Source organism: Stappia sp. MMSF_3263, from assembly GCF_030733745.1.
GTDB lineage: Bacteria > Pseudomonadota > Alphaproteobacteria > Rhizobiales > Stappiaceae > Stappia.
Window position 1 is genome coordinate 117,227 of sequence record NZ_JASHIK010000009.1, and the last position, 25,889, is coordinate 143,115.

Here is a 25,889-nt window from a genome sequence, read left to right on the forward strand (position 1 = left end):
AGAACATGACGCTGCCTGATTCCGATCCCGCCGCTTCCGCTACAACCGGCGGGGGCGGTCCGCTCTCCGGCCTCAGGGTCCTCGACCTGTCGCGCATCCTGGCAGGCCCCACCGCCACCCAGCTGCTCGGCGACCTCGGCGCCGACGTGGTCAAGATCGAGCGTCCGGGAACGGGCGATGACACGCGCGGCTGGGGCCCGCCCTTTCTGCGCGACGCGCAGGGGAGAGAAACGCGCGAAAGCGCCTACTATCTTTCCTCCAATCGCAACAAGCGTTCGCTCGCCGTCGACCTGGCCAGCGAGGCGGGCGTCGCGCTCATTCGCCGGCTGGCGCGCCGGGCCGACGTGCTGGTGGAGAATTTCAAGGTCGGCGATCTGGCCGGCAAGGGGCTCGGCTACGCGGCGCTTGCCGCCGACAATCCCGGCCTGATCTACTGCTCGATCTCCGGCTTTGGCCAGGACGGACCCTATGCTGGCCGCGCCGGCTACGACTTCCTCATCCAGGGCATGGGCGGACTGATGTCGCTGACCGGTCGTCCCGACGCGGAAGGCGGCGAGCCGACCAAGGCCGGCGTCGGCATCGCAGACGTCATGTGCGGCATGTATGCCTCGAACGCGATCCTGGCGGCACTCCATCACCGCAGCGCGACCGGCCAGGGCCAGCATATCGACGTGGCCCTGCTCGACACGCAGGTCGCCTGGCTGATCAACCAGGGGGCCGCCTATCTCACCGATGGCAACGTGCCGCCGCGTCGCGGCAACGCCCATCCGGCCATCGTCCCCTACAACGCCTATCCGGCCCGCGACGGCGCCTTCATCCTCGCCGTCGGCAACGACGCGCAATTCGCCCGCTTCTGCGAGGTGGCAGGCGAACCGGCGCTTGCCCGCGACCCGCGTTTTGCCCGCAATGCCGACCGGGTCCGGAACCGCGCCGCGCTGGAACCGGAAATCGAGCGGCTGACGGCTTCGCGCGACAAGGCCGACTGGATCGCCGCGCTGGAAGCGGCCGGCGTGCCCTGCGGCCCGATCAACGATGTCGGTGAGGTGTTTGACGATCCGCAGGTCCGCCATCGCGACATGCGCATTTCCATGGCGCACGAGAGTTCCGCCACAGGCGAGGTCTCCCTGATCGGCAATCCGCTGAAACTCTCAAGAACACCGGTGACCTATCGCCATGCGCCGCCGCGCCTTGGCGCCGATGCCGCCTCCGTCCTGTCCGGCTGGCTCGGCCTTGGCGAGGGGGATATCGGGGAGCTGGCGCGCGGCGGCGCGATTGCCACCGGAAACGAAGCAGGAGACGACGAGGCATGACCAGCGGCGCGGACCTGATCGCGGCGAAGCTTGGCCAGGCAGGCTGCCGCCACGCCTTCGGCATTCCCGGCGGCGAGGTGCTGGCGCTGATGGGCGCGCTCGATGCGGCCGGCATTGCCTTCCATCTGGTCAAGCACGAGAATGCCGGCGGCTTCATGGCCGAGGGCGCCTGGCATGCCGAGGCGCGCGCCGGCCGCAACGCGCCGGGTGTGCTGCTTGCAACGCTCGGTCCCGGCGTTGCCAATGCGGTCAACGCGGTCGCCAACGCCTGGCAGGACCGGGTGCCGCTGATCTTCCTGACCGGCTGCGTCGATGCGGCCGAGGCGGAGACATACACGCATCAGGTCTTCGACCACCAGCAACTGCTGCGGCCCATCGTCAAGGCGAGTTTCCGCGCCAGCCGGGGCACACTGTCCGCCATGATGGACAAGGCAATCCTCACCGCGATGGAGGGGCAGCCGGGTCCGGTGCATGTCGACGTGCCCATCGGTGTCGCGGAAGGGGAAACGGACGAGGCCCTGCACCCGTTGCCCCCCTTTGGCGATCCGCGCGATCTGGCGCCTGCCGGACCGGCGCTGGAGGCGGCGAGTGCCCTGTTGGCGGGAGCGGAACGGCCCATCGCCATTGCCGGCGTCGACGCGGTCAACGAGGATGCCGGCGCCGCGGTCGCCGACTTCTGCCGGCACTTCAACGTGCCGCTCATCACCACCTACAAGGCCAAGGGGCTGCTGGACGAGGCCGATGCGCTGGCGCTGGGCGGGGCGGGGCTGTCGCCGCGCGCCGATGCCCATCTGTTGCCGCTGCTCGCGGCCTCCGACTGCGTCCTGCTCCTCGGCTACGACCCGATCGAGATGCGCGTCAACTGGCGGGATCCCTGGTCGGCCGATGCTCCCGTCGTGGAAATCGCCGCCGCCCCGCGCCGGCACGGCATGCACGCTGTCCGCCATCGGCTGCCCTGCGGCGTTGCGCCGGCGCTTGCCGCCCTGGGGCGCGGGATCGCGCCGCGCGCCACATGGCCAGGCGGCGAGATCGCGGCCGCACGCGCCGCCCTTGCCGCGCAATTCGCGCCGGAACCCTCCGGCTGGGGGCCGGCAAGCGTCTTCCATGCACTGCGCGCCGCCCTGCCGCCGGGAACGGTCGCCACCGCCGACAGCGGCGCCCACCGCATTCTGGTTTCGCAGGTCTGGGGGGCGGATTTTCCGCGCGCGATGCTGCAGTCCTCGGCGCTGTGCACCATGGCCTGCGCCCTGCCGCTGGGCATCGGCCATGCACTGGCCGAGCCGCGGCGCCCGGTGGTCGTTTTCGTCGGCGATGCGGGGCTTGAAATGGGGCTCGGCGAGCTGGCGACGCTGCGCGATCTCGGCCTGCCGGTCATTGTCTGCGTGCTGGTCGACGAAAGCCTTGCGCTGATCGAGCTGAAGCAGCGCGCCGGCCAGCGCGCCAATGTCGGCGTCGATTTCGGCGGCACGGATTTCCCGGCCCTGGCCAGGGCCATGGGCGGTCACGGCGTCTGGGTGGACGACACGGAAACGCTCGCCCGCGAGGCCCGCGCGGCGCTCGCCCGAGGCACCTACACGCTGCTGGCCTGTCGCATCGGCCGGCGCGCCTATGACGGCAAGTTCTGAGGAATGTGCGGCGCCTCCCTGAAACGCGACATGTAAAGCGTGCTTGACATCGCCGGGTCGTGACGGCAAATGTAAAGCATGCTTTACAGGAGGCCCGCCATGGACACGCAAACCGCTTCTCTCCTTCTTCGCCGCGCGCGGCCCTGCCTGCTCGCCTTCGCCGCCTATGTGGTCACGCTCGTTGTGTCGCTGCGCATGCTTGCCCACGGCGTCGAGGGGCGGGCGGCCGAGCTTGCCGTCTCGCTCAGCCCGGTCATTCCGGTGATCGCGCTGTGTGTCTGCATCGTCCGGCTCATTCGCGGCATGGACGAAATGCAGCGCACCGTGCAGCTCGAGGCCCTGTCGCTGTCCTTCGCCGCGACGGCGCTGGTCACCTTCAGTTACGGCTTTCTTGAAAATATCGGCTTTCCGAAACTGTCGCTCTTCATCGTGCTGCCGCTGATGTGCAGCTTTTGGGCGCTGGGCACCTTCGTGGCGCAGTGGCGTTACCGATGAACAACCGCATCCAGGAGCTGCGCGCCGAACGGAGTTGGTCGCAGGCGGATCTCGCAGAGCGGCTGGAGGTCTCGCGCCAGACGGTCAACGCGCTGGAGCGGGGCCGCTACGACCCGAGCCTGCCGCTTGCCTTCCGCATCGCCCACCTGTTCGGCGTCGCCATCGAGGATGTCTTTCAGCCGTGAAGAAGCGGCGCCGGGCGGCTCACTCGGCCCGTACCGCCCGCTCGCCGATCCGTGCGAAGACCGCGTCGAGCTCGGCCGCGAGCTCGCTGAGCGCCGTGCCGCCTTCGTCCATGTAGGGGGCAAAGACATGGCCCGGCGTCTTCCACGAAAGCGTCGCGCTGCCGTCGCCGTTCTCCGTGACATAGAAGCGGATCGGCGCCTCGATGCCGGCGGCGATGTTCGCTTCCAGCATCCGCCGTGCATAGTCGTTGCGATAAACGCCAAGGACCCGGTTGCCGGGAATGGCGATGCCTTGCATGGCGGCGCCGTCGGAGGCGCTGGCCTGGGTGACGAGGCCCATCTTCTCCACGGCAACGGACCTTTTCACCCGCTCGACCAGCTCGGCGAAGCCGTGGCCGGTCTCGATCACGACCCAGCCCGGACGCGGTGCGATTTCCGCTTTTGCGGGCAGCAGCAAGAAGGCGAGAACGGCAAGAAGGGCGGGAAAGGCAAGGGCAGGGCGCATGACGGGGCCTCCGGCGGCGACGGGCGGTGATTGCCCGATCCTGACAGCCTTCGCTGGTCAGGGCGCTACACGCTCGCTTGAGTGGCGGTCACGATTTGCTGAAGGCGGACCCGCTAGCCCCGGCGCCCGCTTCAGCCCATGCCGAGCTTGAGGCGCAACCGCGTGCCGACCAGGCTGCCGATGAAGCCGAAGACCAGCCACAGCCATCCGTGCATGGAGCCGGAGACGATGCCGCCGAGATAGGCGCCGATGTTGCAGCCATAGGCGAGCCGCGCGCCGTAACCCATCAGCAGCCCGCCGATGATCGCGGTCGCAAGGTCCCGGCGCGACAGCGACCACACGGGCGCGTATTTGCCGGCGATTGCGGCCGCTGCCATGGCGCCCAGCAGGATGCCGAAATTCATCACCGAGGTGGCGTCGGCGAAGACCGAGGCTTCCAGCGCGCCCTTCTGCCATTGCCAGTAGGGCCAGTCGGTGACCGGCACGCCGAGGAACTGCCAGATCTTGGCGCCCCAAAGCGCAAAACCCGAAGTGATGCCCCAGGGCCGGCCGAGCACGATGAAGGTGGCGATGCCAACCAGCGCGATGGCGACCGCGCCGAAGACCAGCGACCAGGGACCCGCGAGCACCGAGATTGTCGGCTTCGGCTCGGCGAGGCTGCCATGGGCGCGGGTCTCGACGCGCACGCTCCACAGGGCAATGAGGCCGAGCACGGCGGCGGTCGCGGCATAGGCGCCGAGCGGGCCGAACTCGGAAACGAGGGACAGGGCCGGCAGCGTCGGCAACTGTCCCCACAGATGCATGTGCGGGGTCGCGGCGACCGATCCGGTAACGAAGGCGGCGAGCGTCACCATCATTCGCGTCGAGCCGCCACCGGCGGTGAACAGCGTGCCGGAGGCGCAGCCGCCGCCGAGCTGCATGCCAAGGCCGAATGCGAAGGCGCCGATCGCCGCCGCCACGCCGAAGGGGAAGACGAAGCCGCCCGTCGGCATGCCGAAGGAGGCGCCCCAGGCGATCAGCGGAAACGAGACCGCCGAGGTCAGCAGGATCAGCAGGAACTGGGCCCTGAGGCCCCCGCCGCGCTTCTCGGTGACGATGCGCCGCCAGGCGGCGGTGAAGCCGAAGCTGGCGTGATAGAGCGCGATGCCGGCGAAGCCGCCGATCAGGACGGCAAGGCCGAGCCGCATGCCGCCGGCATTGCCTGCGGCCAGCGCAACGGCGATCAGCGCGGCGAGCGCCAGCGCCAGTACCGTGCGGTTGGCGGTGGAAAGGGTCTTTGAAAGGCTTTGGACGAGGGCTGTCATGCTCAACCGTTTAACGCTTTCGGGAACGTGCCGAAAGGCATTCGTTTTCACCGCGACCCGTGCCCGTGCAACTCCGCTCCCGGGATTTTGCCATTGTTGGAACATGGATCCTTTCACGGCGAAGGGAACGGACACGGCTCTCACAAGTTATTGTGTGTTGCTTGTCAACTTTGGCAGCGGAACACTTTGCAGGAACAGGGCGGACGATCCCGTGCCGGGCCCGACGCGGTAATGGCGCGGTGATGGCGCGGAGTTGACGACCACGCGGCCGCTGGCCGCCGGCAGGACGGTACCGATGACGATCCTCGACAGCTACGGCTATCCGCTGACACTGGGGCAGGCGTCCGCGCTGGCGCCCTGGACGGGCACGGTGCATGCGTTTCTCTCGCATGGCACACGTACCCCCGACCTGATCGCCGAAACGCTCCGGCTCGATCCTCATTTCGCCATGGGCCACGCCGCCCACGGGCTGTTCTGCATGCTGCTCGGCCGGCGCGAACTGGTCGACGTGGCGCGGGCGGACTGGAAAAGCGCCGACGGCGCGCGCAAGGCCGTCGGAGCGAGCGCGCGGGAAGCGGCGGTAGTCGACGCGCTTGCCGACTGGCTTTCCGGATACCCCTCGCGCGCCGCCGACCGCCTCGACGCGGCCCTGACGGCGCATCCCGCCGATCCGCTGCTGATGAAGCTCGTTCATGCGATCCGCTTCGTGCTTGGAGACGCCGCCGGCATGCATCGCTCCCTGGAAAGCGTTGCCCATGCGGTTGGCGCGGACCACCCCGCATACGGCTATTTCCTCGGTTGCCGCGCCTTCGCCCTGGAGGAAGCCGGCGAGTACGAAATGGCCGAGCGGCTCGGCCGACAGGCCGTCGAGCATGCGCCCGACGACGCCTGGGGCCTGCATGCGGTTGCCCATGTCTACGACATGACGGCGCGCGCCGATGCCGGACGGCAGTGGCTGGAGGCCAACACCGCCGCCTTCGCCCACTGCAACAATTTCCGCTTCCATGTCTGGTGGCACCTGGCGCTGATGTATCTCGACAAGGGCGACATCGCCCGCGTGCTCGATCTCTACGACGAGGAAATCCGCGCCGAACGCACCGACGATTATCGAGACATCTCCAATGCCGCCTCGCTGCTCGTGCGGCTCGAGATCGAGGGCGCCAATGTCGGCGGCCGCTGGGAGGAACTGGCCCGGCTGTCGGAGGGGCGCGTCGACGATCGTTGCAACATCTTCGCCGACTTGCACTACCTGATGGCGCTTGGGGGGGGCGACCGGCGCGAGGCGGCCGACCACCTGCTCGCCGCGCTGGGCGCCCATGCGGAGGAGGAAACCGACATGGGCCGCGTGGCAGGCAGTGCCGGCCTGCCGGCGGCCCGTGGTCTGGACGCCTACGGGCGCGGCAATTTCTTCTCCGCCTTCCACGACCTCGACAAGGCGCGTCCCGCGATGCAGTCGGTCGGTGGCAGCCATGCCCAGCGGGATGTCTTCGAGCGGCTGACCGTGGAGGCGGCGCTGCGCGCCGGCCTCGCCGGCGATGCGGAGCGGGTGCTGCGCGAGCGGCTGGCGCTGCGCGGCGGCCTCGACCGCTTCGCGGAGGTCAGGCTGGAGCGGGCAGCGCGCATGCGTGCGGCGGCCCGTATCATGCAGGACGAGGCCTTGCGCGCTGTTCCCGCCTGAGCGGCGTGCCGGCGAGATCCCGGTGGATGCGCGTCCCCGTGCCCGAATTGGGCCATGATCGGCGGGTGAATGGGCGCAAGCTCCGGAACTAGGAAACCGGAAACGAACAGGAGACTGGCGGATCGTGAACGTTCATGCAAAACCGGCTGCCGCCGTGCCGAGGCCGCGCGATCCGCGGCTCGACTTCTTTCGCGGCATCGGCATGTTCATCATCTTTATCGCGCATCTGCCGAACAACACCTGGACCCTGTGGATCCCGGCCCGGTTCGGCTTTTCCGACGCCACCGAGATGTTCGTCTTCTGCTCGGGCATGGCCTCCGCCATCGCCTTCGGCAAGGTCTTCGACCAGCACGGCTGGGCGATGGGCGTCGCCCGTGTCGGCCATCGCGTCTGGCAGGTCTATTTCGCCCATGTCTGCCAGTTCCTGGTGATCGCCGCCGGTCTCGTCGCCATCCAGCGCAGCGGCTATCTGGAGGCCTGCTGCGGCCTCACCGAGGACTATGTCGCCTCGCTCAATCTCTGGCATTTCTTCGAGCGCGCCGGGGAGAACCTGCCCGGCCTGCTGACGCTCACCTATGTGCCCAACTATTTCGACATCCTGCCCATGTACATCGTCATCCTGCTGCTGCTGCCGGTGATGATGGTGGTTTCGCGCGTGTCGAAAGCTGCGGTCTTCGGCCTGATGGCGGCTCTCTGGCTTGCCGCCGGCTTCGGGTTTCTCGACCTGCCGGCCGAGCCCTGGTCCGACCGGGTTTGGTTCTTCAACCCCTTCGCCTGGCAACTTGTCTTCTTCACCGGCTTTGCGCTGATGCGCGGCTGGCTGCCGGCGCCGCCGGTCAACCGCATGCTGATCGCCGCCGCCGCCTTCATCGTTCTCGCCTCCGTGCCCTTTGCCTGGCATGTCGCCTACGATGCCGTCCCGGAACTTTATGCCGCTCGCGACGCGGTCATGCCGCTGTGGGACAAGACAACGTTCGGGTTGCTGCGCTACGTGCATTTCCTGGCGCTTGCCTATCTCGCCTGGATCGCGGTTGGCGCGGGCGGGCGCTATCTTGTCGTCGACAATCTCTGGGGGCGCTTCGTGCGCGTCGTGCAGCGGGTCGGCCAGCAGTCGCTGGCGGTCTTCCTGGCAAGTCTCGTTCTTGCCCAGGCGATAGGCATCCTGCGCGACATGGCCTGGGGACGCGGCGATCCCTTGATGGAACTGCTTGCCAATCTCGGCGGCTTCGCCGGTCTGATCGCCGTCGCCTATCTGGTCTCATGGTTCAAGAAGGAGCCCTGGCGCCGGCCGCGCGCGGCCCAGATGCACAAGCCGGCACAGGCCTCGGCCTCTGACATGCACTCCGAAACCGGTCGCGGACCGGAACGGGCCTTGGCCGCCCGTCCGGGACACGCGCGTGAGGCAGGTGGCGCGGGCAAAGAACGGGTCCGCCAGGACGAGCCGGCCGAATAGGCCGTCTCCCCCTTCGCGCGGCTCAGCTGTCCCAGCCCAGCCGCGCCCCCAGCGCCCGCCAGGCCCGCTCCACCCATTCCGCGCGCACGGCGTGTCCGCCCTTGTGCAGGCAGATTTCCAGAACGCCCGTGCCGGCCGTCTCCTCCTGCCGCTGGCAGGCGAGCCCCTCCGGCGGCGCGGTTTCGGGAAACGCGTGCGGCAGGCCGGCCTTGTCCTGCCACACGGCGAGGCTCTCGGCGACATCCGACTGCCGCCACTTGTCGCCGATCGGGCGACCCTCCAGCGGCACGGTGCGATCTGCCGTTCCATGGACATGAAAGAGCGCCGGCACGTCCGAGGGGCAGGTTTCCGGCACCGGGTCCCAGAAGGCGCCGGCGATGGGGGCGTAGCCGGCAAAAAGGTCTCCGCGGCGACAGGCGATGTTCCACACCATCGAGCCGCCCATGGAAAAGCCGGTTGCCATCAGCCGGTTGCGGCGCAGGGGAAACCGCTTTGTCAGGTCGTCGACCAGCGCCTCGAAGAAGTCGAACTCGTCGCGCAGCTGCCGGGGCGCGCCCGGATAGGACCAGGTTCCGCCCTCGCCTTGCGGCGCGACGAAGGCAACACCGAGCCGGTCGGCCAGCCGCGCCCATGCCTGGTTGCGCATCTCCGCTTCGGCCGATCCGCGCCATCCATGCAGGAAGACGATGGCGCCAAGCGGCGTCTTTCCGTCCCAGTCCCCTGGAAAACGGATCCGGTATTCCCCGTCCTTGATGCGGCAGGGGATCTCGACGCCGCAGGCGGCATCGGCACTGATACCGGCGGCGCTGGCCGGCGGAGAGAGCATCGACAGAAAGGCATCGGCAAGGAGGATGGCAACGGCGACAACGGGCAGGTGTCGATGGCGGGGGATCATCTGCGCTCCTGACGGGCTGGCAAGCACCTGCCACAAGGATGGCCATGCCGGCCGCAGGGGCAAGGGCGGAGATGCCGCCGGCCGCTCACGCTTTGGTGAAAGCGCCGGGCGTCCCTACAGGATCGCCCAGCGTATCGCCCCGGCGACAACCGTCAGCACCGTCACGCCGGCAAGCCACAGGACGGCGAACCAGGCCAGCTTCCTGGCAAGGCCGCTGCGGTTGCCGCCCTTCCGGTCGCCATCCTCCCGCGTGCCCCGTCGTCTTCCGCTGGCCGTCACCTGCGCCATCAGTGATAGCCCTCGTCGGGCCGCACCTTGCCGCGGAACACCCAGTAGGCATAGCCGCTATAGGCCAGGATCATCGGGATCAGCACCGCCGCGCCGACCAGCAGGAAGAGCAGTGAACTGTCGGGCGCGGCCGCATCCCAGATGGTGATCGCCGGCGGCACGATGTTGGGGTAAAGGCTGATCCCGAGCCCGGCGAAGGTGACGAGGAACAGGCCGAGGCTTGCCAGGAACGGCGTCGCGTCGCGCGTCGAGGCGAGGCTGGTGAACAGTAGCACGGCAAGGCCCAGCACCATCAGCGGCACCGGCGCCGTGTAGAGGATCTGCGGGAAGGTAAACCAGCGCGCCGCGATCTGCGGGTCGAGTGCCGGCGTCCACAGGCTGACGATGCAGATCATCGCCAGCATCAACCCGCCGAGAAGGCGTGCCTTGGCGCGGAAATGCGCCTGCATCGGCCCCTCGCATTTCCAGATCAGCCAGGTCGCGCCGAGCAATGCATAGCCGATGACCACGGCGATGGCGGTCATCACCGAGAACGGCGTCAGCCAGTCGAGCCAGCCGCCGGCATAGGCGCGCCCTTCCACCTCGATGCCCTGGACGATGGCGCCGAGCGCCAACCCTTGCGCCAATGCCGCCGTCAGCGAGCCGAGGAAGAAGGAGATGTCCCAGACCCAGCGCCGCTCGGGCGGGGCCTTGAAGCGGAACTCGAAGACGACACCCCGGAAGACGAGGCCGAAGAGCATCGCCATGATCGGCGCGTAGAGCGCCGGCATCAGCACCGCGTAGGCGAGCGGGAACACCGCGTAGAGTCCGCCGCCGCCAAGCACCAGCCAGGTCTCGTTGCCGTCCCACACAGGTGCGATGGAGTTCATCATCACGTCGCGCTCGGTCGAGGAGCGGGCGGTGGGAAACAGGATGCCGATGCCGAGGTCGAAGCCGTCGAGCACCACATAGAGGAACACCGAGGTGGCGATGAGCAGCGCCCAGACGAGGGGAAGGTCGATGTCCATCTCTCTACTCCGCCGGTTCGGTTCTGGGAGGGTTGGCATAGGCCGGCGCGGGGGTCACGCCGGCGGCGCGCGAGGGTGTGCCGTTTTCGGGGCCGTCGCTGCCCGCGCCCGGGGTCTTGGCCATCGATTTCAGCAGGTAGCCGGTGCCGATGCCGAAGACGATGAAATAGACCACGATGAAGACGACCAGCGAGGTCGCCACCGCCGGCGCGTCGACCGGCGACATGCTGTCAGCCGTGCGCAGCAGTCCGTAGACCGTAAAGGGCTGGCGGCCGACCTCCGTCGTGATCCAGCCGGCGAGCACCGCGATGAACCCGGCCGGCCCCATGGCAAGCACCGCCCTGTGGAAGATCGGCGTGTCGGCAAGCCGCCCGCGCGCCCTCAGATAGAGGCTCCACAGGCCGATCCCGAGCATGGCGAAGCCGATGCCGACCATCACCCGGAACGACCAGAAGACGATGGCGGCGTTCGGCCAGTCCTCGCGCGGGAAGTCCTTCAGGCCCGGCACCCGGCCGTCGAGGGAATGGGTGAGAATCAGGCTGCCGAGCTTGGGGATGGCGACCTTGTAGCGGGTTTCCGCCGCCTCCATGTCCGGCATGCCGAACAGGATCAGCGGCGCGCCTTCCTCGCCCTCGAAATGCCCCTCCATCGCGGCGATCTTGGCTGGCTGGTGCTCCAGCGTATTGAGGCCGTGCTGGTCTCCGGCGAAGATCTGCACTGGGGTGACGATCGCCGCCATCCACATTGCCATCGACAGCATCACGCGCGCCGCCTCGTTGCCCCCTGCCCGGCTGCGTCTGCCCTTCAGCAGGTGCCAGGCGCCGACCGCGCCGACGACGAAGGCGGTGGTCAGGTAGGCGGCCAGCATCATGTGCACCAGCCGGTAGGGGAAGGACGGATTGAAGACGATCTCGAACCAGTTCTCGGGAATGAACTGGCCGGCCTCGTTGATGGCGTAGCCGGCCGGCGTCTGCATCCAGCTGTTGACCGACAGGATCCAGAAACCGGACAGCGCCGTGCCGAAGGCGACCATGACGGTGGCAAGGAAATGCAGCCGGGGCCCGACCCGCGTCAGGCCGAACAGCATGATGCCGAGGAACCCGGCCTCCAGGAAGAACGCGGACAGCACCTCGTAGCCCATCAGCGGGCCCAGCACAGGCCCGGTCTTGTCGGAAAACACCGACCAGTTGGTGCCGAACTGGTAGGTCATGACGATGCCCGAGACGACGCCCATGCCGAAGGCGACGGCGAAGATCTTCAGCCAGTACTTGAACAGCGTCAGGTAGACGTCCCGCTTGGTCGCCAGCCACAGTCCCTCCAGCACCATCAGGTAGCTGGCGAGCCCGATCGTGAAGGACGGGAAGATGATGTGGAACGAGATCGTGAAGGCGAACTGGAACCGGGCCAGGTCTAGTGCGGAAAACTCCATGCTGCCGTCTCCATCCTCTCGCTAGCGGTCGCCTTGCGGACGCTGTCCGGCGCCACGCATGCACACCGGCATCCGCCGGCTTGTGCGCGCCGCGTGCACCCTTGCACGCGCTTGACGGGAATACTGTGTCGGCAGGCGGTTATGCCCATGCGACAGATTGAAGCCTGCACGCCCCGGCCGCAACCCCGCAGTCAGGACAGGCCGGCGTCATCTCCGCCGGACGGACGACGCGGGCCGCCCGGGGCCCCTCACGCCCCTTCGGTGGGGATGTTCAGCGTCAATCCGCAATGCTTGCAGTGGACCGCGTCCGGATCGTGCCTGCTCAGCCCGCAATCGGGGCATTTGTGGATGACCTTCTGCGGCCGGAAGATCGTCTGCACCAGACGCAGGAACAGCCCGACCCCGAAGATCATGATCAGGACGGTGAGGAAACGGCCGTACTCGTCGGTCATGGTGATGTCGCCGAAGCCGGTCGTGGTCAGCGTCGTCACGGTGAAATAAAGCGCGTCGAGATAGGTGTTGATGCCCGGATTGCGGTGGCCTTCGGTGACGTAGACCATGGCGGTGATGACGAAGACGAAAACGATCAGGTTGACCGTCGACTGTATGATCTCCTCGTTTGCGCGAAAGAACGAGGAGAACTCCCGCATCTCGCGCAGCAGGTGGTAGGAGCGCATCAGCCGCAACATGCGCACCACCCTGAGGAAGGCGAGGCTCTCGACGAAGGCGCTGGCGAAGAGCGAGGCGATGACGATCAGGTCGGCCAGCGCGGTGAATTCGATTGCCGCCCGCCAGGGCCGCGCGGCCGCGATCAGGCGTAGCACATAGTCGGCGGCCAGCACCGTCCCGATGAGATAGTCGAGGCGGTGATCGATCCTGTCCGCCTCCAACATCGAGGAGGCGATGAAATAGGTGATCGTCACCAGATCGAAGGCGATCAGCGCCAGTCGCCAACGTCGCGCGATCGCGTCGGTGCCGAAATAAAGCCGGCGGACCCGAGCCTGCAGGCGCCGATAGGTGGAGTTGTCATCTTCGGCGTGAGAGGTCTTTGCGGTCATCGTGCGATGAGACCGCAGGTGTACGGCCACGTCAATTGTCCTCATGGAAAGGCTGGCCGGGGACCGGCGCAGCCCCGGGAAAAACATCGGCTTTTGACTCTTTCGCGAATCGGCGCAAACTTTTCGTTAACCATTTTAGTTTCGGGCGCCGCGAAATGGGGCGGCGACCGGGTGGGAGAGTTCGTCATGGCCCGTTTTGTCACTTCGCTGCCGACGCTCAATGACAGCCTGCGTTTCGCAGAGCAGCATGTCGGCGACATCCTGCACACGCCGAAATCGCCGGACGGCGCCGCCTATCGCTTCATCGTGCGCGGCACCGGGCGCTTCGGCAACGGCGCCCGGAGCGGCAGCCCGAGCGAGGTGCTGGCCACGACCCGGCGCGAGGCGGAGCTGCGCCGGCTGCATGCGGTCGCCACCAGCATCGCGCAATACCTGGAGGAGCGGATCGAGGCGGAAACGCCGAGCCTGCCCTTTCACCAGTAATCCGGTCGCGTTCGCCGGGCTGTCGCGTTCGCCGGACTCCGGCACGGCCGGGTCCGCGTCCCCGGTGACTTGCGACACTCAGGCCCAGGTCCTGTCCAGCACCGACAGCCAGTTCCTCCAGGCGATCTTCCGGATCAGTTCCTCGCCGTAGCCGGCATCGCGAAAAGCCTGCAGCAACACCGGCAGCCCGGCGACGTCCGCGATCGCTCGCGGCACCAGGCAGCCGTCGAAATCCGACCCCAGCGCCACCCCGTCCTCGCCCAGCCGCGCGATCATGTGGTCCATGTGCCGCACCATGACCTCGAGCGGCGTGTCGGCGCGATGGCCACCGTCGGGCCGCAGGAACGCGACATGGAAATTCAGGCCTGCAAGGCCGCCGCTTTCGGCGATGGCGTCGAGCTGCCTGTCCGTGAGGTTGCGCGCCGACGGGCAGACCGCATGGGCGTTGGAATGCGAGGCGACCAGCGGCCGGTCGCTCAGGGCCGCGACGTCCCAGAAGCCTTTCTCGGTGAGGTGCGACAGGTCGATCATGATCTTCAGCCGGTTGCAGGCGCGCACCAGCTCCTTGCCCGCGTCGGTCAGTCCGGGCCCGCTGTCGGGTGAGGCCGGGCAGGCCATCGGCGCGCCGTGGCCGAAGACGTTGGAGCGGCTCCACACCGGGCCGAGCGAGCGCAGGCCGGCGGCGTGCAGCACGTCCAGGGCGATGAAGTCCGGGTCGATCGCCTCCGCCCCCTCGATATGCAGCACCATGGCCAGCGACCCTGCTGCCATCGCCGCGCGGATGGCATCCGCGTTGCGGCAGATGGTGATATCGCCGCCGGAGTCGCGTTCCAGCCTGAACGCCCTTGCGGCCATGCGCAGCGTGAAGGCGAGGGCGGCGGGCTGTTGGACTTCTGCGAAATTGGCCGGATCCTGCGGGTCGTAGCGCAGGTTCACCCCCTCGCCGAGGCGTGAGGGCACATACATGGCGAAGAGCCCGCCGGCAAAACCGCCGGCCCGCGCCCGGGGCAGGTCGATATGGTCGCGCGAGGCGTGCTCGAAAAAGGAGCGTTCGCGCGGTGTCCCGGCACCCAGTTCCAGCTTCAGCAAGGTGTCGTTATGTCCGTCGAAGACGGGGACGGGAGCAGCCACCATTCGGGAGATCCTTGTCGTTCGGGCCCGCGGGCCTGCACACGTTGGCGTGGCCGGAGTGTCGCCGCCGCCTTCGCGGCTGGCAAGAGCCGGTGTGACGGCCCATGAAGGGGGCGCGCGTGTCTTCATGCCCATAATTATTATTAATTGCATAATAATTAAAAATGCACTTTGAGGTTGCAATTCCCTAAGGTTCATGATGAGATTGTGAGAACAGTTGCAGTATATAAATTTTACAGCGCATTGGGTGATGGCATGTTCGTCGAGCGACTGGCCGACCCTCCTCAGGGTGAAACCTATCGAAAACTGCAACGTGCCCGCCAAGCCCTGATGGGGGTGGACGAGGCAGGTTTTCCCTGCTCTCCGGGCATGTTCGATGCCGGCGTGGTCTCCTTTGCTCATGGCGAGGGGGTGCGCCGTCCCTGGCACGGCGCGGTACGTGCGGCGCTGGGCGCGATCGCGGACGCGCATGGCAGTCCGATCGAGAACTACATGTTCCTGCGATCCTTTCCCGATCTGGAAACAGCGATCCGCGATGAATTCGTCCGCAACGGGGTTCCCGAAAGCTTTGCCGGCGAAGTCGTTCTCGATGCCGGCTCGACCCGGCTGATCGTCGCGGCCCTTGCGCTGGCGACCCGGGAGGGGGCGGAAGTCGTCACGGCTCCGGGCTTCTACCATCCGCTCGCCGGCTGGTGCGCCTATCTCCGGCGCACCCTGCATGTCGTGCCCGGCGAGCGCTCGCGCGACTACAAGCTGAGCGCCGAGGCGCTGGCGCGGTTCCTCGCCGGGCACCGGGCCGAGCTGCCACCGGTCCTGCTGCTGTTCAACCCGACCATGACAGGCGCGGTCTATTCCCGACCCGAGCTCGAGGCCATCGCCGACGTGCTGCTGACCCATGGCATGATCGCGCTCGAGGATGCGCTCTTCGCCGGGTCCGAGCATGATCCGGCGGCGCACCGGGCGCGGCTGGCGGCAACGCGGGCCGGGTCCCGCTGCCTGACGGTCGCCGGCGCCAGCAAGCTGCATTGCCTTGCCAACCTGCGCATCGGCTGGGGCTGCGGGCCGGCCTGGATGATCGCGGCGCTGAAGGACTTCATCACCTCCTCCTCCGCCAGCCTGCCGCATGTCGGCAAGGCGGCCGCGCTCGGCGCGCTGCAGGCGCCGGCACGCTTCATCCACCGCAATGTCGCGGAATGCCGCGACCGCATCGCCCTTGTGGAGGAACTTGTCGGCAGCCTCGATGCGCGTTTGCGCCGGGCGACGGGGAGCACCGCTCCGGTGGTCGAGATCGGCCATCCGGTCACTGCCGGCCATTCGTTGCTGATCGAGTTTCCGGGCCTTGAGGGGCATGCGGGGCCCGACGGCGCCGAGCTGGTCGACGGGGCCGACCTCACGTCCTTCTTCCTGCGCGAGGCCGGCGTCGCCTTCGCGCCCGCCCTGTCGCACGGCTTCGACGGGCTCAAGCTGCGCGCCAATGTCGCCTCGCTCGGCACCAGGCACACATATGCGGCCTCGCGCGGCTTCGAGATCGATCCGCCCGCCGGCTGGGGCGATGCGCAGGAACGCGCCTTCGACGAAGGTTTCGCCAGGGGGCGGGAGGAGATCGCGGAGGCTTTCGCCGAGCGCATCGAGCCGGCCCTGCTGCGTCTGCTGACCCCGGCCCGCCCGGCGAGGGTGGCACGCCCCGCGCAGCGCCGCGAGAGGGTACCGGGCGATGGCGCCGCGCATGCGGGAGCCGTGTCATGACCGGCGCCGGCCTGCAGCGTCCGACCTCCGTTCCGTCACCGGCGCCGACCGGCTTGCTATGGCCTGACGTGCTGCCACGACGTGTCGCGGGGCTGCGCGGGCTCTTTGCTCACGGACAGGGCGAGCCCGCTGCCGGCCGTGCGCCACGCGCACTTCTGGTCGATGTCTGGGGTGTCCTGACGGACGGGACGAGAGCCTTTCCCCGGGCGCTTGAGGCTGTTGCGACCGCCCGCGCCCTCGGGGTTCCGGTCGTGCTCGTCTCCAACACCTCGCGCCGCTCGGGTGAGCTTGCCGCGATGCTTGCGGTCCAGGGCATCGGCGAGACGCACTTCGATGCCATCGTCACCGGCGGCGAGCTGGCCTTCCACCACGTGCGGGCCTTGAGCGAACCGCGCCGGCTGCAGGGCAGTCCCCAGCTTCGCGCGCTGGTGCTCGGTCATCAGCCGGGCGGGCACTGGGCGGCGGCGGCAGGGCTGGCGGAGACGGATGACCCGGATGCGGCCGACCTCGTCCTGGGCGTCGGCATTCTCGGCGAGCTCGACGGGGCTGTGCCCCTCGGGCAGGAGCGTCCCGATACGCCAACCCTTGAAATCCTGCGCCATGCCGCCGGCCGGCGGCTGCCGATGATCCTCACCAATGCCGACCGGCGGGTGCGCCTCGCCGGCCGCCTGTATGCCGGCATCGGAATACTCGCCGATGCCTACCGGGTGCCCGGCCAAGACCCGGCCGGGACGGTCAGTGTCTTCGGCAAGCCGGGGCGGGCGGTGTTCGACGCGGGCCTGGCGCTTGCCGGGCGGGTTCCCGCCGGCGAGGCGCTGATGATCGGCGACACGCTGACGACCGACATTGCGGGCGCCGCCGCGCTGGGCGCCCGGACACTACTGGTCAGCAAGGAAGGCTCGCATGCCGCCACCCTGCATCCGGGCCCGGGAGGCGCGCTCTGCGCCGGCGGGCTTGCCGGCCTTATCGAGGAAACGGGCATCAGGCCCGACCATGTCATGGAGGCGCTCAAATGGTAGACCAGCATCCGCGTGCGACCGTTCTCGTCTTCGGCGCCGGCGTCATCGGCGGGCAGGTCTGCGACCTGCTGGCGCGCATGGACGATCGCTTTCGCATCGTCGTCGCCGCGCGCAACGCCGCCCGGCTCAACGAGCGGGCCAACCTGACCATCACCTCGGCGCTCTGTCTCGGCCACCAGCCGGATGTCGTCGCCGTCCCCTGCGACGTGACCCAGACCGACCGCTGCGCGGCGCTGATCGCGCAGGTCGATCCCGACATTGTCGTCAACGCCACCAGTGTGCAGACCTTCTGGCGCATCTCGCAGCTTCCCGGTGAGTGCCACAAGCGTCTCGAGCAGGCGAAGATCGGCCCCTGGCTGCCCAATCACCTGGCCACCGCGCGCGCTCTTATGCGGGCGATGCGCGCCGCCGGCAGCTCCGTGCCGGTCGTCAACGCCTCCTTCCCCGACGCGGTCAATCCGGCGCTTGCCACCGTCGGTCTCGCGCCGCTGGTGGGTGGGGGCAACATCGCCAACATCGTGCCGACCCTGACCCGGGCCGCCGCCCGCCAGCTCGGCCGCGAGCGCACTGATCTTGATCTCGTCTTCGTCGCCCATCATGTCGCTTGCAACGCGATCTCCTCCCACGGATCTCCCGGCACCGCGCCCTACTGGCTGCGGGTGATGGACGGGGACCGCGAAGTGACCGATGAGCTCGACCATACGGCGCTGTTCGCCAGCGTCACCGGGGAGTTTCGCCGGGTGCGCGGCATTACCGGCCAGATCGTCGCCGCCTCCGGCGTCGCGGCGGTGGTCAGCGCGCTGGCCCGCGCCGATGGCGACCGGCTGATGCATGTGCCGGGGCCGAACGCGCTGCCCGGCGGCTACCCGGCCCGCGTGGGGCGCGGCCGGGTGGAGCTGGCGCTGCCGGAGGGTCTGGACCGGGACGATGCCATCCGCGTCAATCTCGAAGGTCAGACGGTGGAAGGCATCACCGAGATCCGTCCGGACGGGACCATCGTCTATGGCGAGCCGGAAATGGCGGTCCTGCGCGAGGCGTTCGGCTATGATTGCGCCCGCATGCATGTCGACGAAGTCGACGACTGGGTCGGCGACCTGCAGGCCCGCTACACCGCCTATGCGGCCCGCCATGGCGTGCCGGTCGAGGGAGCGCGGGCATGAATTCCGCCGCCGAAAGCCGCAAGGACCTGCCGTCCGGAGCCGTGGGCGAAAGCCTGGTCACCGCCAATCGGCGCGGCCGCACGACGACGCGTCTGAACGAGATCAACGCCCGCTTCGCGCAGCTTGCCGGCGAGGCGAGGCTTCCGGTTCTCGATCTCGGCTGCGCCTTCGGGGTCGCCGCCCATGCGGCGCTGGCGGCCGGCGCCACGGTGATCGCCAACGACATCGATCCCCTCCACCTGGAGGAGACGGCGCGCAACGCGCCGCCGGGCACGAGCGACCGGCTTCGGCTTGCTCCCGGCGCATTTCCGGCCGGGCTCGATTTCGATGATGGCAGCCTTGCCCTCGTCCATGCGTCCAACCTGCTCAATTTCCTCAAGGGTGAGGAGATCGACGCCGGGTTCGCCAGCATCTTTCGCTGGCTGGCGCCGGGTGGCCGGTTCCTGTCCATGTCGGGGTCGCCCTATTCGGCCAATATTCGCGGTTTCATTCCCGCTTACGAGGCCAATGTCGCGGCCGGTCTCGACTGGCCCGGCGAATGCCATGACCTGCATGCCCGTTCGGACGACCCGACAATCGCCGAACTGCCGGATTTCCTGCACCTGCTCGATCCCGCCGTGCTGTCGCGCTCGGCGCGCGAGGCCGGCCTCGAGGTCGAGGAGGCGCAGTTCTTCAACCGGGCCGGGACGCCCGACTACATCGCGCTCGACGGGCGCGAGAATGTCGTGTTCGTCGCCCGCAAACCTTTGTTGTGAAACAGAAAAGGTTCACGAATGCATCCGTAGCTTAACCGGTGAAATGCTGCAGCGGAACGCCTGGAAGGCCTGGCGACTGGGGAATGATTTCACCAGGGCATCGTCATTCCACCCCGACCCGGATCCCGGAACGGCGGACTAAATGCGGCTTAAGAGCACCAGCTTTGGGAGTTGGTAGGTGCGGGTTCGAGTCCCGTCGGGTGCGCCATTTTTTCCGGCATTGCCGCCGGAACCAGGACTATGCGGGCCGGCCGTCATGCGCGGCCGGCCCGTGGGGTTTCCCGGCCATTGCCGGTCGAGACCCGGAGATTTCCAGCCATGGAAAGGAAAGGAGGTGAAAATCATGGACAAAGTGATGGCCATTCGCGAGATCAAGGCCGCGCTCGCACTGACGAGCTCGCGTCTCTCCGAAACCGCTGCTCCAATGGCGCAGCGATCCGTGCCAGCGTCTGGCTTGCCAGCCGCGATGCCAAAACTGGCTGCTCCACCCGCTGTTCCAGCGGGCAAGGGCGTGCCAGCCGGTGCTCCACCGCTTGGCGTGCCACTGAGCGTACCAGCTGCAGATCTTGATGATCTGTCGGTACCAGCGGCGCATCCACTGGCGCGTGATGCGGCGCCAATCGCCAGCGCGGCACCAGTCGTCGCCGGCGCACTCGCCAGGTTCGAAGCCGTTCCAGCCCGCTGATCGCAGGCAGGCGGAAGACGGTGGCCCTGCCGCCCGGACCCGCCGCACCGGAACGCTTTCGGATTACGGACGTGCACATGATGCCCTGGAAAGATGCCCTGGAAATGATGCCCTGTAGAACACGGCGCCGCGGGAGGCAGGCCTTTGGGCCGCTTCCGCGGTCGCCTCGTCGCGCGGGTCAGTGCCGCCCCGTATCTTGAGGCCCCTGCCTGACACTGGCACCTGAAACCGGCTGCTGCGCGCGGTCCTGTCCGGCGCGGCCGGGTTCCCCGTCACCACCGCCGATCCCCAGGACCGCGAGCCCCGCGGCCGTCAGCCGGGCGAGAACGCCCCGCGCCATCTCCTCCCCCGTCCGATCCCGGTTTCCCGTCTCCTCCCCCGGCTCGGCAAGCCGCTGAAGGAACCGCGCCACCGCCACCGGATCGTCGCGCTCGCACGCCTGCAGCACGACCCGGCGCAGCCGTTCGCCTTGCAAGAGCGCGAAGCGTGCCTCGGGCGTCGTCGTGTTTCCTCCGGCAGCACCCCCGCTGCCACTGGCGGCAAGACGCGCCACTGCCCATCCTGGGTTCGCTGCCCCGTCGGCGAGTGCGGCCAGGTCGATGTCGAGCGTCGTGCCGGTCTCGGCAAGGAGAAAGGGGAGAAGCGCGGCCGCCACGAGTGCCATTCGCCGGCTCGCCGGAGACAGGACGGCAAGGTCGGCGGGCATGGCGCGCTCGAGCGCGTCGATCAGGTCGTCGATCAGGATCGCGTTGCCGGCGCTTGATTTCATGTCGGAGCCGGCGACGCGAACCAGCTGGTGCGCCACCATCCGATAGTGGTCGAACAGCGTGCCCGCGCCAAGCCGGCGCAGGGTTTCGATGCGGATTTCCGAGGAGACCAGCCATTCCTCGCCCATCACATGGATCAAGCGGTCGGGCATCTCGTCCGGTTTCGCACCCGCCGCCAGCGCCTCGTCCCGCCACAGGACGAGGGCACGCAGGTGTTCGGTGGCGAAGCCGTCGCTGCGGGTCAGGGGGCAGCGCGGATAGTCCTCGCGCCCGGTCTCAAGGACGATGCCGGCCGCGTCGGCGCTGCCGAGCCCGGCGCTCAGGATCTCCGTGCCCAGCCGCGCGCATCCGGGCACCGCGGCGGATTCCAGCAAGGTCCGGTCGAAGCCGATGCCAAGCCGGCTCAGTGTTTTCGCCTGGTCACCCAGAACCCGTTCGATCATCCGCCGCCACAAGGCGAGTGTCGCGGGGTCTTGCCCCCTCCACCGCGCCAGGACATCGTCGGCGGCATCGCCGTTCACCGTCAGTTCGCGGGCGATCGGCTGGTCGGCGAGCGCCACCTCTCCCTCGCCCTGGCCTTGGCGATGATCCTGACCACGGCCCGGGTCGGCCTGTTCGGCCTGTCTGGTCTGTCCGGCCTGTGCGGCGACATAGGCGCCGTAGAGCCCGCCGAGGTCGCGGTCGAGCCGTGTCGGGCGCGCCAGCAGCTCCTCCGCACCGGCCGCGATCAGCCCGGCCATCGCCTCGGCGATGTTGCGACCGATGTCGCAGACGACGCTTTGCCGGACAACGCTTGCGCCGCGGGCCTGCCACAGGCTGGCGAGCGCGTGGCCGAGCGCTGCGTTGCGCAAATGCCCCACATGCAGGGCCTTGTTGGCGTTGGGGTCGAGAAAATCGACGGAGATCCGCATGCCCTTGGCCGTCGCGGAAAGGCGCAGCGGGTCGGCGGGATCGGCCCGCAAGCCGGCCAGCAAGGCGTCGAACACGGCGGCGGCAAAGCGCAGCGTCAGCCGGTTGCCGGAAAGCCTTGCGCTCTCCACCAGCGGATCTGCCTCGACCTCGGCAAGCACCGCCCTGCCTGTCGCCTTGTCGAGCCGGCCGCGAAAGATCACCGACCCGTCGGCGGCGCCTTGGGGGCTCCGGCGGAAATCCGTCTGGCGGTCGATGCCGGGCGCGACCCGGTCGAGCAGGGTCTCGATCCGTGCGCTCAGGTCGCCGGGAAGAAGGCGTGCGGGCAAAGCGTGCCCGGGAACGGGCGCCTCGGGTCCGGCTTCCGGTGTCGTGTCGCTTCGCATGGCCCGGCTCCGCCAAGGGTGGATACGAAGCCGAGAGTTGCAACTATCGGATGTTTAATCAAGGGCGCCGCAACCGCGCCCCTCCGAACTTCAGGCGGCCGCCGCGCGCTCGGGGAAGAGGCCGGCCAGCCCGTCGGCGCTCGCCGCGCAGATGCCGCGTTCGGTGATCAGCCCGGTCACAAGCCGCGCCGGGGTGACGTCGAAGGCCGGATTGGCGGCCGGCGTCGTCTCCGGGGTGATCAGAATGGTCTCGATCCGTCCGTCCTCCGTGCGGCCTTGCAGATGCGTCACTTCGCGGCCCGAGCGTTCCTCGATGGGGATTTCCCTGAGGCCGTCGCTCACGGTCCAGTCGATGGTCGAGGAGGGCAGGGCGACATAGAAGGGCACGCCATTGTCATGAGCGGCGAGGGCCTTCAGATAGGTGCCGATCTTGTTGCAGACATCGCCGGTGGCGGTGGTGCGGTCGGTCCCCACGATCACCATGTCGACCAGGCCGTGCTGCATCAGGTGGCCGCCGGCATTGTCGACGACGAGCGTGTGCGGCACCCCGTGCCGGCCCAGTTCCCAGGCGGTCAGCCCGGCGCCCTGGTTGCGCGGGCGGGTCTCGTCGACGAACACATGCACGGGCACGCCCGCATCATGCGCCTGGTACATGGGCGAGGTTGCCGTGCCCCAGTCGACGGTGGCAAGCCATCCGGCATTGCAATGAGTGAGGATGTTGACCGGCTCGCCGGCCGGCTTGCGGGCGGCGATCTTGCGGATGATGGTCAGTGCGTGCCCGCCGATGGCGTGGTTGACGGCGACGTCCTCCTCGCAGATCTCGCCGGCCTGCTGCCAGGCCGCGGCGGCCCGTTCGCCCGGGGCGAGCGGCATCAGGCGATTGCGCAGGGCATCGAGCGCCCAGCGCAGGTTGACCGCCGTCGGCCGGGTCGCGATCAGCGTCGCATAGGCCTTCTCCAGGGCCGCGTCCGACGCGTCGCGATGCAGCGCCAGCCCCATGCCGTAGGCGGCGGTCGCCCCGATCAGCGGCGCGCCGCGCACCCACATGTCGCGGATCGCGGTCGCCGCATCCTCCAGCGAGACGAGATCCACCGTCAGGAATTCGTGCGGCAGGCGGGTCTGGTCGATGATGCGCACCGCCTCGCCGGTGGCAACCGGCCAGATGGAGCGATAGGGCGTGCCGTCGATCTTCATGGGCTCGGATCCGTGTCTCGTCTTCGGGAGATGCGGACCCTATCACGGATGGCGGCGTGGACGGAACGTCCGCCCGCGCAACTTTCGCGTGCAGTCGGAAAGGCCAGGGTTGTCGTTCCGCTGCCCGGATGCCACCGCCCGGATGCCGCTCAGGCGGTCTCGCTGATCACCGCCTCGAAGCCTTCGAACTCCGGCGGGCCAAGGTAGAGCGGCTTGTTGCCGCCGGCATTCTTGTGGGCGTCGCGAAAGGCCTGGCTCTTGGTCCAGGCGAGGAACGTGTCCTTGTCGCGCCAGACCGTGTGCGAGGCGTAGAGCGTATGATCCTCGCGCTCCGGGCCTTTCAACAGCTGGAACTCGACGAAACCGTCCATCTCGGACAGCCGCCGCTCGCGGTTGCGCCAGACCTCCTCGAAAGCGTCCTCGTTGCCGAGCTTCACGCGAAACCGGTTCATGGCGATGTACATCAGGCAGTCTCCCCCGGGGTGGTGTCGTCCCTTGCCATCTGGTCCCGGACATCCGCTCCCACAAGGGTCTGCAACGCCTTGCGGAAGGCGGTCTGGCCGGTGCTGCGCAAGGGCACGAAGGGCTTGTTGAGCTTCTGGCAGATCTTCTTGGCCCGGAGGCAGGCATCATGGCTGACGCAGTTCACAGGGCAGAAGACGCAGTCGACCGACGGCAGCAGGTGGTCGAGGCGCTGCGGGGCATCCTCCACGCCGCCGTCGTGATGCAGGAAGGTGGCGTTGAAGGCCTCGGCGATGCCACGCAGCCGGTCGCGGTGGCCGTGCATGCCGCCAACATAGAGAATGGCCCGGGGGCGCTCGCCCGCCGCCGGCGGCAGCGGGCCTGTTTCGATACGCACGGGACTGGCGACCGGCGATCGCGGCGTGGGTGCCGCCTCGGTTGCGGCCGTGCCCGCCTGGCCCCGGCGTCCGGGCCCGTTCTCGATCTCGCGCAGCCGCGCTTCGGCCATGCGGGCGCGCACCCTTGCCGATTGCAGCGCCCGTCCGGTCTTGTCGAGCCGCCGCCGCAGCGCCTCGCCGTCGACGGTTGCCGTCTCCGATGTCTCGGCCGCGTCCTGAAGGCGGTCGGCGCGCAGCCGCGCCACCGCCTCGCGCAAGTCCGCGATCTCCTTGTCGCGGGCGAGGAGGGCCGCGCGCAGGCCGGCCTCGACCCGCCTGGCGCGCTCGTCGGTCTCCTGGAGCTGGTCGCGCAGCGCCGTCGCTTCCTCGTTCTTGCGCCGGAAGGAGGCGCCCGCCAGATGCGACCACATATGCACTTCGCCGAAGATCCTGGCCCTCAGGCTCGCGGGAACATGCGCATGTGTCATGAAGGCCCAATAGGCCGGCGCCACCTGGCCGCGTTCGCACATCTCGCTCCACAGGGCGTCGAGCGCGGCGGCGTCGCGCGCCCGCCCGACCCGGCGCAGGGCACCCTCGAAGCGGCTGTCGAGCAGTTTCTGGAAGGCGCGGGAAAAGGCGCAATCGGTGGTCGAAAGGCGCACGAAATGGCCGTGCACGTCATAGTCGGGCGTGTCGGGAGCCACCTCGATGCCGGTCTTGCGCGCCACCCGGCGCAGGTCGTCGACGCTGGCGCAGGTGCCCACGATCGAGCAGTGCACGCTGTCGCCCTGGTCCCACAGCGCGATGCGCCGCCTGGCGGCGCAGGGCCCGGCCGCGCCTGTGTCGCGGGTCGCCGCCGCCTCGGCTGCGACCGCGTCCTGGATTGCCTGCCGCAAGTCCTGATGTCTGGCACACATGGGGCCGAGGGCCTTCCCGAAGAGTTGGAAATGATCGTCCTTGCAAGAGCGTGGCTTGCTGACCGTCGAGGGAGTTGACGGGTGGCTTGCTGGCGCTTGGATCTCCGTAGCGCTCTCCCCGGGCACAGCGAGAGGCGAAACGGACATTGCCTTTGCTATAAAACATGAGTATTTGAGTCAAGAATAATCTTGCGAACGGTTCGCAAGTTTAGAGCGGTTCCAAACCACGCGCCGTCGCGCCTCGTCCGGATCACAGGCCGGAGGCGCGGGACGGCGCGCCGGCCGGCCACGCGCTCGCCCGTCACGCGATCGAAGGAGCAAGACGATCATGACACAGACGCCCAACCACGCCCATGCCACGCTCTACCGGCGGCCGCGCACCACGCAGCGCACCCTGACCCTGCCCAAGGCCGCGCAGCAGCAGGCCGCGCCGCTGGAGCTGGACAGCTCCGTCCTCTTCCAGGGGGCCCGCGAGGTGCATATCCGCCACAAGGACATGGTCTATCGCTTGTCGATCACCCGTTTCGAGAAACTGCTCCTGACCAAATAGGTCCGACCTGGTCCCGCGTGCCTGACCGAAGCCTCTTCCCCGCGCCGGCAGGAAACGGCCCGCGCCCCTCGCGGCGCGGGCGCGGGCCGCTTCTCCACCCTCGGTCCGCGCGCGCG

General features: G+C 68.5%; 25 protein-coding genes and 1 tRNA gene. 14 read left to right on the top strand and 12 right to left on the bottom strand.

Annotated elements, in window-relative coordinates; genetic code table 11:
* Positions 1 to 5: 5 nt before the first annotated feature.
* The 4 genes from RBB46_RS11910 to RBB46_RS11925 all read left to right on the top strand — a co-directional run bounded on the left by RBB46_RS11910 (position 6) and on the right by RBB46_RS11925 (position 3,615).
* Positions 6 to 1,310 (top strand): CaiB/BaiF CoA-transferase family protein, encoded by a 1,305-nt coding sequence (locus tag RBB46_RS11910; protein ID WP_306029202.1) that lies wholly within the window; start codon positions 6 to 8, stop codon positions 1,308 to 1,310.
* Positions 1,307 to 2,935: a thiamine pyrophosphate-binding protein gene (locus RBB46_RS11915; protein ID WP_306029203.1), complete on the top strand. Its 1,629-nt coding sequence runs from the start codon at positions 1,307 to 1,309 to the stop codon at positions 2,933 to 2,935. The genes RBB46_RS11910 and RBB46_RS11915 overlap by 4 nt, the downstream gene beginning before the upstream one ends.
* Positions 2,936 to 3,034: 99 nt before the next feature.
* Entirely contained in the window at positions 3,035 to 3,430 is a 396-nt protein-coding gene (locus RBB46_RS11920; protein ID WP_306029204.1) for a hypothetical protein, read from the top strand.
* Positions 3,427 to 3,615, top strand: a complete 189-nt coding sequence (locus RBB46_RS11925; protein WP_306029205.1) for a helix-turn-helix transcriptional regulator — start codon at positions 3,427 to 3,429, stop codon at positions 3,613 to 3,615. Before RBB46_RS11920 ends, RBB46_RS11925 begins: the two co-directional genes overlap by 4 nt.
* A 19-nt stretch (positions 3,616 to 3,634) precedes the next feature.
* Here RBB46_RS11925 and RBB46_RS11930 read toward each other — a convergent pair whose 3' ends face one another.
* Both RBB46_RS11930 and RBB46_RS11935 read right to left on the bottom strand, forming a co-directional pair.
* Entirely contained in the window at positions 3,635 to 4,120 is a 486-nt protein-coding gene (locus RBB46_RS11930) for a DUF302 domain-containing protein (RefSeq protein ID WP_306029206.1), read from the bottom strand.
* 131 nt (positions 4,121 to 4,251) lie between these two features.
* Positions 4,252 to 5,424, bottom strand: a complete 1,173-nt coding sequence (locus RBB46_RS11935) for a YeeE/YedE family protein (RefSeq protein ID WP_306029207.1) — start codon at positions 5,422 to 5,424, stop codon at positions 4,252 to 4,254.
* Positions 5,425 to 5,719: 295 nt separating this feature from the next.
* On the opposite strand from RBB46_RS11935, the gene RBB46_RS11940 reads away from it, so the two are divergent.
* Positions 5,720 to 7,102, top strand: a complete 1,383-nt coding sequence (locus tag RBB46_RS11940) for a tetratricopeptide repeat protein (protein ID WP_306029208.1) — start codon at positions 5,720 to 5,722, stop codon at positions 7,100 to 7,102.
* 124 nt (positions 7,103 to 7,226) lie between these two features.
* A complete protein-coding gene (locus RBB46_RS11945; protein WP_306029209.1) occupies positions 7,227 to 8,555 on the top strand; it encodes an OpgC family protein in 1,329 nt (442 codons plus the stop codon).
* Positions 8,556 to 8,577: 22 nt separating this feature from the next.
* On the opposite strand, the gene RBB46_RS11950 is transcribed toward RBB46_RS11945, so the two are convergent.
* The 5 genes from RBB46_RS11950 to RBB46_RS11970 all read right to left on the bottom strand — a co-directional run bounded on the left by RBB46_RS11950 (position 8,578) and on the right by RBB46_RS11970 (position 13,262).
* On the bottom strand, positions 8,578 to 9,450 hold the full coding sequence (locus tag RBB46_RS11950; RefSeq protein ID WP_306029210.1) for a PHB depolymerase family esterase: 873 nt from the start codon (positions 9,448 to 9,450) through the stop codon (positions 8,578 to 8,580).
* A gap of 114 nt (positions 9,451 to 9,564) precedes the next feature.
* Positions 9,565 to 9,738, bottom strand: coding sequence for a hypothetical protein (locus tag RBB46_RS11955; protein ID WP_306029211.1), 174 nt, complete (start codon positions 9,736 to 9,738; stop codon positions 9,565 to 9,567).
* A complete protein-coding gene (gene cydB / locus RBB46_RS11960; RefSeq protein WP_306029212.1) occupies positions 9,738 to 10,745 on the bottom strand; it encodes a cytochrome d ubiquinol oxidase subunit II in 1,008 nt (335 codons plus the stop codon). Before cydB ends, RBB46_RS11955 begins: the two co-directional genes overlap by 1 nt.
* A gap of 4 nt (positions 10,746 to 10,749) precedes the next feature.
* Complete coding sequence (locus tag RBB46_RS11965) at positions 10,750 to 12,174, bottom strand: cytochrome ubiquinol oxidase subunit I (protein ID WP_306029213.1); 1,425 nt, start codon at positions 12,172 to 12,174, stop codon at positions 10,750 to 10,752.
* Between the two features lie 248 nt (positions 12,175 to 12,422).
* Positions 12,423 to 13,262: a potassium channel family protein gene (locus RBB46_RS11970; RefSeq protein WP_306029214.1), complete on the bottom strand. Its 840-nt coding sequence runs from the start codon at positions 13,260 to 13,262 to the stop codon at positions 12,423 to 12,425.
* A 156-nt stretch (positions 13,263 to 13,418) separates the two neighbouring features.
* On the opposite strand from RBB46_RS11970, the gene RBB46_RS11975 reads away from it, so the two are divergent.
* Positions 13,419 to 13,715, top strand: coding sequence for a hypothetical protein (locus RBB46_RS11975; RefSeq protein ID WP_306029215.1), 297 nt, complete (start codon positions 13,419 to 13,421; stop codon positions 13,713 to 13,715).
* 78 nt (positions 13,716 to 13,793) lie between these two features.
* Here the strand turns inward: RBB46_RS11975 and RBB46_RS11980 are convergent, their stop codons facing one another.
* Positions 13,794 to 14,849 (bottom strand): dipeptidase, encoded by a 1,056-nt coding sequence (locus RBB46_RS11980; protein ID WP_306029216.1) that lies wholly within the window; start codon positions 14,847 to 14,849, stop codon positions 13,794 to 13,796.
* A 252-nt stretch (positions 14,850 to 15,101) separates the two neighbouring features.
* Between RBB46_RS11980 and RBB46_RS11985 the strand changes: the two genes are divergently transcribed.
* The 6 genes from RBB46_RS11985 (at position 15,102) to RBB46_RS12010 (ending at position 20,211) form a co-directional block, all read left to right on the top strand.
* Positions 15,102 to 16,592 carry an aminotransferase class I/II-fold pyridoxal phosphate-dependent enzyme gene (locus RBB46_RS11985; protein WP_306029217.1) on the top strand — a complete coding sequence of 497 codons (1,491 nt, stop codon included), beginning with the start codon at positions 15,102 to 15,104 and terminating at the stop codon, positions 16,590 to 16,592.
* On the top strand, positions 16,589 to 17,611 hold the full coding sequence (locus tag RBB46_RS11990) for a TIGR01459 family HAD-type hydrolase (RefSeq protein ID WP_306029218.1): 1,023 nt from the start codon (positions 16,589 to 16,591) through the stop codon (positions 17,609 to 17,611). Before RBB46_RS11985 ends, RBB46_RS11990 begins: the two co-directional genes overlap by 4 nt.
* Entirely contained in the window at positions 17,605 to 18,771 is a 1,167-nt protein-coding gene (locus tag RBB46_RS11995; protein ID WP_306029219.1) for a saccharopine dehydrogenase NADP-binding domain-containing protein, read from the top strand. The genes RBB46_RS11990 and RBB46_RS11995 overlap by 7 nt, the downstream gene beginning before the upstream one ends.
* The gene (locus RBB46_RS12000) at positions 18,768 to 19,526 is read left to right on the top strand and encodes a class I SAM-dependent methyltransferase (protein WP_306029220.1); all 759 of its coding nucleotides are present in this window, start codon (positions 18,768 to 18,770) and stop codon (positions 19,524 to 19,526) included. Before RBB46_RS11995 ends, RBB46_RS12000 begins: the two co-directional genes overlap by 4 nt.
* 20 nt (positions 19,527 to 19,546) lie before the next feature.
* Positions 19,547 to 19,734 (top strand) — tRNA-Pro (locus tag RBB46_RS12005).
* Between the two features lie 135 nt (positions 19,735 to 19,869).
* Entirely contained in the window at positions 19,870 to 20,211 is a 342-nt protein-coding gene (locus RBB46_RS12010; RefSeq protein ID WP_306029221.1) for a hypothetical protein, read from the top strand.
* 178 nt (positions 20,212 to 20,389) lie between these two features.
* Here the strand turns inward: RBB46_RS12010 and argS are convergent, their stop codons facing one another.
* From argS to RBB46_RS12030, 4 genes are all read right to left on the bottom strand, one after another.
* The gene (gene argS / locus RBB46_RS12015) at positions 20,390 to 22,273 is read right to left on the bottom strand and encodes an arginine--tRNA ligase (RefSeq protein ID WP_306029222.1); all 1,884 of its coding nucleotides are present in this window, start codon (positions 22,271 to 22,273) and stop codon (positions 20,390 to 20,392) included.
* A gap of 90 nt (positions 22,274 to 22,363) precedes the next feature.
* Positions 22,364 to 23,467 carry an S-methyl-5-thioribose-1-phosphate isomerase gene (mtnA, locus tag RBB46_RS12020; RefSeq protein ID WP_306029223.1) on the bottom strand — a complete coding sequence of 368 codons (1,104 nt, stop codon included), beginning with the start codon at positions 23,465 to 23,467 and terminating at the stop codon, positions 22,364 to 22,366.
* A gap of 149 nt (positions 23,468 to 23,616) precedes the next feature.
* On the bottom strand, positions 23,617 to 23,931 hold the full coding sequence (locus RBB46_RS12025; protein WP_306029224.1) for an antibiotic biosynthesis monooxygenase: 315 nt from the start codon (positions 23,929 to 23,931) through the stop codon (positions 23,617 to 23,619).
* Positions 23,931 to 25,223, bottom strand: coding sequence for a DUF2325 domain-containing protein (locus tag RBB46_RS12030; protein ID WP_306029225.1), 1,293 nt, complete (start codon positions 25,221 to 25,223; stop codon positions 23,931 to 23,933). Before RBB46_RS12030 ends, RBB46_RS12025 begins: the two co-directional genes overlap by 1 nt.
* Positions 25,224 to 25,551: 328 nt before the next feature.
* Between RBB46_RS12030 and hemP the strand changes: the two genes are divergently transcribed.
* Positions 25,552 to 25,773 (top strand): hemin uptake protein HemP, encoded by a 222-nt coding sequence (hemP, locus tag RBB46_RS12035; protein WP_306029226.1) that lies wholly within the window; start codon positions 25,552 to 25,554, stop codon positions 25,771 to 25,773.
* Positions 25,774 to 25,889: the final 116 nt, after the last annotated feature.